The sequence below is a fragment of the Intrasporangium sp. genome (assembly GCF_039812505.1).
Classification (GTDB): Bacteria; Actinomycetota; Actinomycetes; order Actinomycetales; family Dermatophilaceae; genus Intrasporangium_A.
On record NZ_JBDIAQ010000149.1, the window covers coordinates 1 to 8,522 of the forward strand.

Annotated in this window: 8 protein-coding genes; 5 read left to right on the plus strand and 3 right to left on the minus strand. The window is 68.7% G+C overall.

Annotated features, from left to right (window positions below):
* A partial coding sequence (locus WMI84_RS15095) for a hypothetical protein (protein WP_347354580.1) occupies nt 1-680 on the minus strand: 680 nt, incomplete at its 3' end.
* Nucleotides 681-863: 183 nt separating this feature from the next.
* Here WMI84_RS15095 and WMI84_RS15100 point away from each other — a divergent pair.
* From WMI84_RS15100 to WMI84_RS15110, 3 genes are all read left to right on the plus strand, one after another.
* The gene (locus WMI84_RS15100; RefSeq protein WP_347354582.1) at nt 864-1,775 is read left to right on the plus strand and encodes a hypothetical protein; all 912 of its coding nucleotides are present in this window, start codon (nt 864-866) and stop codon (nt 1,773-1,775) included.
* A complete protein-coding gene (locus WMI84_RS15105) occupies nt 1,772-3,133 on the plus strand; it encodes an O-antigen ligase family protein (RefSeq protein ID WP_347354584.1) in 1,362 nt (453 codons plus the stop codon). Before WMI84_RS15100 ends, WMI84_RS15105 begins: the two co-directional genes overlap by 4 nt.
* Nucleotides 3,134-3,204: 71 nt before the next feature.
* Complete coding sequence (locus WMI84_RS15110; RefSeq protein WP_347354586.1) at nt 3,205-4,104, plus strand: glycosyltransferase family 2 protein; 900 nt, start codon at nt 3,205-3,207, stop codon at nt 4,102-4,104.
* A 50-nt stretch (nt 4,105-4,154) separates the two neighbouring features.
* On the opposite strand, the gene WMI84_RS15115 is transcribed toward WMI84_RS15110, so the two are convergent.
* Both WMI84_RS15115 and WMI84_RS15120 read right to left on the minus strand, forming a co-directional pair.
* The gene (locus WMI84_RS15115; RefSeq protein WP_347354588.1) at nt 4,155-4,823 is read right to left on the minus strand and encodes a polysaccharide deacetylase family protein; all 669 of its coding nucleotides are present in this window, start codon (nt 4,821-4,823) and stop codon (nt 4,155-4,157) included.
* Complete coding sequence (locus tag WMI84_RS15120; RefSeq protein WP_347354590.1) at nt 4,820-5,752, minus strand: glycosyltransferase; 933 nt, start codon at nt 5,750-5,752, stop codon at nt 4,820-4,822. The genes WMI84_RS15115 and WMI84_RS15120 overlap by 4 nt, the downstream gene beginning before the upstream one ends.
* 219 nt (nt 5,753-5,971) lie before the next feature.
* On the opposite strand from WMI84_RS15120, the gene WMI84_RS15125 reads away from it, so the two are divergent.
* Nucleotides 5,972-6,823 (plus strand): hypothetical protein, encoded by an 852-nt coding sequence (locus tag WMI84_RS15125; protein WP_347354592.1) that lies wholly within the window; start codon nt 5,972-5,974, stop codon nt 6,821-6,823.
* A 94-nt stretch (nt 6,824-6,917) separates the two neighbouring features.
* A partial coding sequence (locus WMI84_RS15130; protein WP_347354594.1) for an acyl-CoA ligase (AMP-forming), exosortase A system-associated occupies nt 6,918-8,522 on the plus strand: 1,605 nt, incomplete at its 3' end.

Here is an 8,522-nt window from a genome sequence, read left to right on the forward strand (position 1 = left end):
GCGTCGGTCGGCTTACGACGGCGCCTACGACGTCTCGGTCGCCCCTCCCAATAGCGTTCTCGCCACCGGTCGAACTGAACGACCAGGATCGTCGTCAGCGTCGCTCCGACTGCGCCCACCCCGACCGCGACGCGTCCGCGACTGCCACCGACGTAGGCGATGACCGGGTCGGCCGGTGACACGAGGGATGTGATCCGCATCGTCGGCGCGATCCCCAGGGCGTCCTGACGCTGCTCGAGGATCTCGGTCAACCGTGCCTTGATGCGCTGCGCCTCGGCCCCGACCTGCTCGGCGGTCGGGCCGACCACCTGCACGTCGATGTTCGGCGTCGTGAAGAGCGGCACCCACTGGCTTCCGTTATTGGGCGTACGAACTCGGCTGCCGTCGCGGACCCCTTCGCCATAGAGGGTGGTGTCCGCGGAGGCGAGCAGAGGCTCGCGATAGCCCTCGTTGTAGTCGGTCACGATGAGGCCCGCCATCTGGGCCATGCCATAGTGCGGATCCTCGATCTGGTTCGGATAGACCTCGCTCCGGGGGGCCAGCAGGACGAAGCTGTACCGGACGAAGTACACGCCGGGCTGATGGGTTGCGACGTACAGCGCTGCCACCGTCACCAGGGCGCCAAGGAGCATGAGATACCACCGGCGGAGTAGCACCAGAAGCAGGTCGCGCGATGTCATCTACTCTTCGTCTCGTCCTCGTCGTCTCGTCGGGGCCAACCCAGACTCCCGGTCGGTCTCATGCTGACACCAACTGGGTCGGAGGATGTCAAAAACCCGAGATCCCTCCGGTTGGCTATGGCACGATCGAGGTGTCACCCGGGCAGAGGGGCCGGGTGCGACGCCAAGGGGAAGGCAGGCTCGATGGAGCTCAATCCGTTCTGGGCTGCACTGGTGCGGCGCTGGTATCTCACCATCGCAGGGGTAGCGATCGCGCTTGCCTTGACGGGGCTCATGGTCGTCAAGATCGGCCCGACGTACCAGGCCGAGGGAACGATGCTCCTCTTCCCGCCTACGACGACGACCAAGAGTCAGGGTCAGATGGAGACCCAGGGGAACCCCTATCTCATGCTGGGCGGGCTGACCCAGGCCCGCGACGTGCTCATCCGGGCCTTCGACGCTCAGGACGCACAAGAGCAGTTCGCCGACCAGGCGCCCACCGCGACGTACAAGCTGACCCCAGACTTCACGACGAGCGGGCCGCTGATCATCGTCGACGTCGAGGCGCCCACGCCCGAGGCGGCGGTGAGCGGCCTGAAGACCGTGATGGAGATGATCCCGGCCCGGCTTGAGTCGCTCCAGACCGGGCTCGACATCGAGCAGTCCGCCTACATCACTGCGAAGAAGCTCACCGCAGACGCTATACCGGAGATCGTGCGCAGCGGCCAGATGAGGGCCGGCATCATCGCCGCCGCCGTCAGCTTGGCCCTGATGCTCTTCTTGGTCGGTCTGATCGACGGGCTGCTCACCGCCCGGGCGGCACGAGGGTCACGCGGGGCAAGACATGCCCGTCAGAAGCGCGCGAAGGGCGGTCCCGAGACGAACCCGCCTGCCCAACCGGAACCGCCAGGTGAACCACACCCTGACTCGCCGGTGGCGGTCACCCCGTCGGCCCCGCCATCGGCCGCACAACAGCCGGCACGGATACCGAGCGTGCCCAAAGGCGCCCGCCGCAGCGACCGGTCATCGTCCTCGTCCAAGGTCGCCGCGCCGGCAGCGGCACAACCGGAGACACGGAACGAGCGGGAGCCGATGATGTCCGCCTCGACGAGATGAGCTCACACGTCGGTCCCACTCGTGGGCCGGACGCGGTCAGCATCCTGACGGTGTACCTGTGCGTCCTGCTGGCGATCCCCGCCCCGATGGTGGTTGCGCCCCTCGGCACGGCCGGCTCTCCCGCCACGATCCTCGCCATGGCCGCGTTCTGCTGGTGGCTCTGGTTTCACCTGCACCGGGACGAGCCGGTGGTCACTGGTCGGCAATCGGTTCGGGCGGCAATGCTCGGGTGGCTGCTGATCATGCTCGTCGTCTACGCGCATGCGATGGCCGGACCGATGGTCTCGGACGAGATCAGCCCGGCCGACAGCGGGATGCTCCGCCTCGTCGCGATGGCCGGGATCGTCCTGGTTGCGAACGACGGTATCCCGACCCTGGAGCGCCACCAAACCATCGCCAGGCGCCTCGTCATCGGCGTCGGGATCGTGGCCATCCTCGGCATCGTCCAGCTCGCCACGAAGCGCCTGTGGGTCGACGAGATCAAGATCCCCGGGCTCACATCGGGCGCGTCCGGGTGGGAGCTCGCGACGCGCAGCGGCTTGGCTCGGCCCAGCGGCACGGCCACCCATCCCATCGAGTACGGCATGGTGCTCACGACCGTGCTGCCTCTCGCCATGGCCTTTGCTCGGTCCGTGCCGACGAGACGCTGGCTCTTCCGGCTGCTGCTCGGCGCGATCGGGATGATGGTGATGGTCGTCATCTCACGGTCGGCGATGATCTGCGCAGCCGTCGGCATCGTGGTCATGGTTCTCTCCTGGCCGCTGATGGCCAAGCTGCGATCCCTGCTCTTCGTCGCCGCCATGGCGGCAGTGGTGTTCCTCACCGTGCCCGGCGTGCTGGGGACCATCACGAACCTGTTCACCGGGATCCGCAACGACTCCAGCGTCGAGTCCCGTACCGGTAGCTACGACATCGCCTTCGAGTTCGTCAGCCGGAGCCCAGTAATTGGGCGAGGCTTCGGGACCTTCCTGCCCAAGTACTGGATCCTCGACAACGGCTACCTCGGTCTCTTGATCGAGGGCGGGGTGCTCGGCCTGGCCGGGTTGCTCGTCCTTATCACTGCGGCGGCGACCGTTGCCCATCGAGCCACTCGGCTGGCAAAGAGCGAGTTCGAGGCCGACATTGCACGAGCGCTCGTTGCCGGAGTGGTGGCCGGAGCCGCAGGACTGGCCTTCTTCGACACGTTCGCCTTCCCGCAGTCCGCTGGAGTCTTCTTCCTACTCATCGGGATGTCGGGGGCGCTCTGGCGCCTCTCTCGCGACAGGGACCGAGCCGAGGCGGGGACGAATCGAGAACAAGTATCGGGCCGGGCGGACGCCGCCAGGCAGGCCGACAGGCGGTTGGGGGCATCCACATGAACGGGTCACGGACCGAGGAACGATCCGAGTACCTCGCGGCACATGACATCGAAGAGGCACAGTGCGACTCCGTGGCGGTCGTGGTAGTCCTCTACAACAGTGAGTCGCTCATCCCCGGACTGGTCGAGTCCCTGGACGAAGGACTGGCAGGGCTGTCCTGGCACCTGGTCGTGGTCGACAACGCCTCAACGGACGGAGGCCCTGATCTGCTTCGGAGGCTGGCTCCCGAGGCGACCGTCGTCGAGACCGGATGCAACGCTGGCTATGCCGCCGGGATCAACGCCGGCGTCGCGGCTGCGCCCCCGCACACCGCGGTCTTGATCCTCAACCCTGACGTGCGCCTGACTCCTGGTTGCGTCGCGGAGCTGCTCCGGGCCACCCGGGAGCCGGGCGTGGGGATAGCTGTCCCACGGCTGGTCGATGCTGAGGGCGAGCTGATCCTGTCCATGCGTCGGGAACCCACGCTCAGGCGGGCGCTCGCCGACGCGTTCCTCGGGGCCAGCCGGGTCGGGCAGTATCCGGCCCTTGGCGAGGTGGTCACGAGTCCGCAGGCTTACGACGTCGAGACCGACACCGACTGGGCCGAGGGCTCGACCCAGCTCGTGAGCGCGGACTGCTGGGCCACGTGCGGACCTTGGGACGAGTCGTTCTTCCTGTATTCGGAGGAGACCGAGTTCAACCTGCGCGCCCGCGATGCCGGCTTCGCGACCCGGTACGTCCCGACAGCACGGGCCGTGCACCTCGAGGGTGGGTCAGGCGCCTCGCCGGGCCTGCGCGCCATGATGGCGGTCAACCGGGTGCGGCTCTTCAGGAGGCGGAATGGCAGGGTGCGCGGTGCGGCCTACTGGTCCCTGGTCCTGCTGCGCGAAGTGAGCCGGGCTGCAATCGGCGACCGTGGCAGCCGCCCCACCGTGCGAGCCCTGACCAGCCCTCGTCGCCTCCGCGACACGCCCGGTCCCCACTGGCTCTAACGGGGGTCCACCCGCAGGGGACCAGTCGTCGTTTGCTGGCCTTCAGCCTCTCACCGAAGCCGTTTGGCCACGCCGACAGCCTCGCGCTTGAGCCGTTCCACACGACCGGGCGTGCGGAGCACACTCGTGCGGACCGAGTCGATGGTGTCGTCCTGACGGATGCTGTAGCGCGGCTGGAGCCATGACCCCGCCCGCGCCCGACGCCGGTCGCTGGTGTGCACGGCCCCATAGCCAAGCTCCTTGAGGGCTCGCAGGACCGTGCGGTCGTACTGGCCCATCGGCAGTGCGGCCTGCTGCACTGCGGTTCCAGAGACCTCACCGAGGCGCTCGCGGGCCTCCACGAGCTCGCGATGACGTGTCGCGGCGTCCATTCCACGCCAGGATCGATGATCCATCCCGTGGGTCCCGATCGTCATGCCGTGATCACGCAGGCGCCGCACGTCATCGGGCGAGAGGCTGCCCTCGGACCCGAGCCGACCGGCCAGGACGAAGAAGGTGGCAGTCATCCCGCGTCGTGACAGGCCCGCCAGGGCGATGTCGACGTCGGAGCTGTTGCCGTCGTCGAAGCTGATCCGCACATCGGACCGTCCGCCGACCTCGTCGAGGATCTGCTCGTAGAGATCCGGCGAGATCCAGTACCGGTCCTCACCCGGCTCGAGCGGACGGTACGGGGCACCGATGCCATGGAAGCAGATGTTGACGAGCGAGGACCGGCTCATCGAACCGGCCTCGTCCGGGAGCGCTGTGACACCGTAGGTGGTGACGGCTCGGGTGGTGACGGCTCGGCGCGGGTGGACTCGTCCCGCTGCCACGTGGTGTCATCCTCCGGCGACCGCCTGGCGAGCAGTGCGGCGGCCAAGGTGATGACCGCGTAGACAGCGCCCGCGGGTGCGAGCCGAGGATCGCGCAGCACGACGTCCCGGAGCCAGGAGAGCCGATCCGCGGATCGGACGTGCACGTCGAGCTGCCGCCCGTCGCCGGCGCGGCGCATGGCGGCGTTCCCACGGCGGACCCGGGTGAGGCGCCTGACGAGGTCACGAGTGGTATAAGGGGTGGCGACGGTCGTCACGACCGCGTCGACCACGACCTTCTCCTGGTCCGAGAAGAGCGAGTCGAGGAAGAGGTCGTCAGCCACCATGTCGGGGAAGCGGTCGAAGCGCTGCCTCGCCTGGTCCGAGAGAGTGATCGCCCCGCGCCCGAACAGGGCGTGGTCGAAGGCGGGCAACCGCCTGCTGATCGTGAAGTAGGCCCGCACCGGCCATGGCCGGCCGGTGAGGTCGAGTTCGCGTCGGGGTGCCGCCGCCAGACCCACCTGAGCGCCGCCGCCGACCTGTTGCCCGCCCACGGAGAGCCTGTAGACGAGCGCGCGGACATCGGCTGCGCTCACGACCATGTCGGCATCGAGGTAGAGCCGTGGGAACCCGACCGCGACATCGTCGCCCGCGTTGAGCGCAGCCGGCTTGCTAGCCCGATCGATCTCGACGACCCGAACGGGCCGGGCCGACGCGACCGAGGCGGTGGTGTCGGTACAGCCGTTCGGGACGACGGTGATGTCGAGCTCACCCGGCTGCGCATCGGCCAGCAGGGCGTCGAGGCACCGACCGATCACGCTGGCCTCGTTGTGGGCGGCGATGACGACACTCGTCATGACACGCAGCAGTGTGTAGGGACAGAACAGTGTGGACGGACAGAACACAGCACAGGCCGACACCTCGATCGCACTAGGGTGGGCCGCAATGGCGACGGACCCAAGGCAACCGTAGGTGAACCCGGTGCGCCGGGGAGCAGGTTCGCAGAACCTCGGACCTCGGGTCATTACGTGACGTACCGTGACGTCATGCCGGTTCAACCACCGGTTGATCGACCGGTGGAACTCGGCCCGATCAACTCCACCGACGTCGAGCAGGTGGCCGCCTTCCTGGGCGCCCAGCTGCGCAGCGGCGTGTCCGCCGCGGCCTGGTCGGCGGCGATGGCCCAGCGCTGGGTCGACGACGCGCCGAACCACGGCTTCCTGCTGCGCCGCGGTGAGGAGATCGTAGGAGCCTACCTGGCGTTCTACTCCGAGCGGGAGATCGACGGGCGGGTGGAGCGGTTCTGCAACCTCGGCGCCTGGTGCGTCCTGGAGGCCTACCGGTCGCACGGCCTGCGGCTCATCCGGGCGATGCTCGCGCAGCGGGGGTACACGTTCACCGACTTGTCCCCGAGCGGCAACGTCGTGGCCCTGAACAAGCGTCTGCGCTTCACCAGTCTCGACACCGCGACCGCCCTCGTGCCCAACCTGCCGTGGCCCACGCCGAGCCGTGGCATGACGATCACCTCGGACCCGGCTGTGATCGGGGCGGCCCTGTCCGGCCGCGACCGGCAGATCTTCCACGACCACCAGACCGCGGCCGCGGCGCGCCACATCCTCGTGACCGACGGCGACGAGTCCTGCTACATCATCCTGCGCCACGACCGTCGGAAGCGGCTGCCGATCTTCGGGTCGATCCTCTACGTCAGCAATCCCGGCCTCTTCCACCGCGCCGCTCCGCTGATCTCCCGCCACCTGCTGGTGCGGCACCGTGTGCTCGCCACCCTGGCGGAGCTGCGGGTGGTGAGCCGGCGCCCCCCCGCCTCGATCATGCTACGCAACCCCCGGCCGAAGATGTACCGGAGCGACCATGTGGCCGCCGACCAGGTGGACTACCTCTACAGCGAGCTGACGAGCGTCGCCTGGTGAGACGGGGCCCCCACGAAGAAGTACCGACCGGCGAGACAGCGCCGGGCGGTCAGGCAGCGCCACTCGGGCAGCCGGTGGCAGGAGGGATCGGAAGATGAGGACGAGCTTGCACCATCTCGTCACGGAGCGCGCGGCGACCCACCCGGAGGCGCCCGCACTCACCTACAAGGACGAGACGTGGAGCTACGGTCGTCTCCGGGAGTCGGTGGACCAAGTCGCGGCGGGCCTGCGCGCCCTGGGTCTCGACCGTGAGGACCGGGTCGCGGTCTTCCTCGACAAACGGCTCGAGACGGTCGCGGCCATCTTCGGGACCTCGGCGGCCCGGGGGGCATTCGTACCCGTCAACCCGCTCCTGCGACCTGCGCAGGTGGCCTACATCCTCGCGGACTGCGGGGTGCGGGTCCTGGTGACCTCGCCCGAACGGCTGGTGCTGCTCGGGGAAGAGCTGGCGAAGTGTCCGACACTGCAGCACGTCGTCGTCGTGCCTGCGGCGGCAGGCCGGGGTACCGGCCAGTCCGTCTCGAGCAGCGACGACGGCCCTTACCGCGTGCACCAGTGGGCCGACGTCTTCCAGAGCCCCGGCACCCAGCCAGTCGCGAGCACTCCCGGCCGTCCCATCGACCAGGACATGGCGGCGATCCTCTACACGTCGGGAAGCACCGGCAAGCCCAAGGGCGTCGTGCTGAGCCACCGCAACCTCCTGGTCGGTGCCGAGAGCGTGAGCGAGTACCTGGGCAACACGGCCGACGACGTGATCCTCTCGGTGCTCCCGCTCAGCTTCGACGCCGGGTTCAGCCAGCTGACGACCGGCTTCTCCGTCGGCGCCCACGTGGTCCTGATGAACTACCTGCTGCCCAGAGATGTGGCCCGGCTGTGCGTTCGGCACGGGGTGACGGGCCTGACCTGCGTGCCGCCACTGTGGATCCAGCTCGCCGAGCTCGACTGGCCCACCGAGGCGGCGCAGACGCTCCGGTACTTCGCCAACACGGGCGGCCGGATGCCGAAGACGACCCTGGACCGGCTCCGCGCGCACTTCCCTACCGCCCGGCCGTTCCTCATGTACGGCCTCACCGAGGCCTTCCGGTCGACCTACCTGGACCCGTCCGAGGTCGATCGCCGGCCGGACTCCATCGGCAAGGCGATCCCCAACGCCGAGATCCTCGTCGTCCGTCCGGACGGCTCCCCCTGTGACGCCGGCGAAGAGGGCGAGTTGATCCATCGTGGGGGTCTGGTCGCGATGGGTTACTGGAACAACCCCGAGCGCACCGCCGAGCGCTTCCGGGCCGTGCCGGGCACCGAGTCCGACTGGCGGGTGCCGGAGGTCGCGGTCTGGTCGGGCGACACCGTCGTCACCGACGACGAGGGCTTCCTCTACTTCGTGGGCCGCAAGGACGAGATGATCAAGACCTCGGGCTACCGGGTCAGTCCCACCGAGATCGAGGAGATCGCCTACGACACGGGGCTCGTGCGTGACGCCGTGGCCGTGGGTGTCCCCGACGAGACCCTGGGTCACCGGATCGTGCTGTTCGCCACCCCGCTCACCGGGACGGACCTCGACGTCACGGCCCTGCTCGGGCTGATGCGACAGCAGATGCCGCTCTACATGGTGCCCGCCGCAGTGGTCGTGCGCGACAGCCTGCCGGCCTCACCGAACGGCAAGTTCGACCGCCCCCGGCTGCACGAGCAGGCGGTGGCCCTG

What these genes read in the sequence shown, in the direction of transcription:
- WMI84_RS15105 (WP_347354584.1), top strand. Translation starts at nt 1,772, where the DNA reads ATGAGCTCACACGTCGGTCCCACTCGTGGGCCGGACGCGGTCAGCATC.
- WMI84_RS15115 (WP_347354588.1), bottom strand. Translation starts at nt 4,823, where the DNA reads ATGAGCCGGTCCTCGCTCGTCAACATCTGCTTCCATGGCATCGGTGCC.
- WMI84_RS15100 (WP_347354582.1), top strand. Translation starts at nt 864, where the DNA reads ATGGAGCTCAATCCGTTCTGGGCTGCACTGGTGCGGCGCTGGTATCTC.
- WMI84_RS15120 (WP_347354590.1), bottom strand. Translation starts at nt 5,752, where the DNA reads ATGACGAGTGTCGTCATCGCCGCCCACAACGAGGCCAGCGTGATCGGT.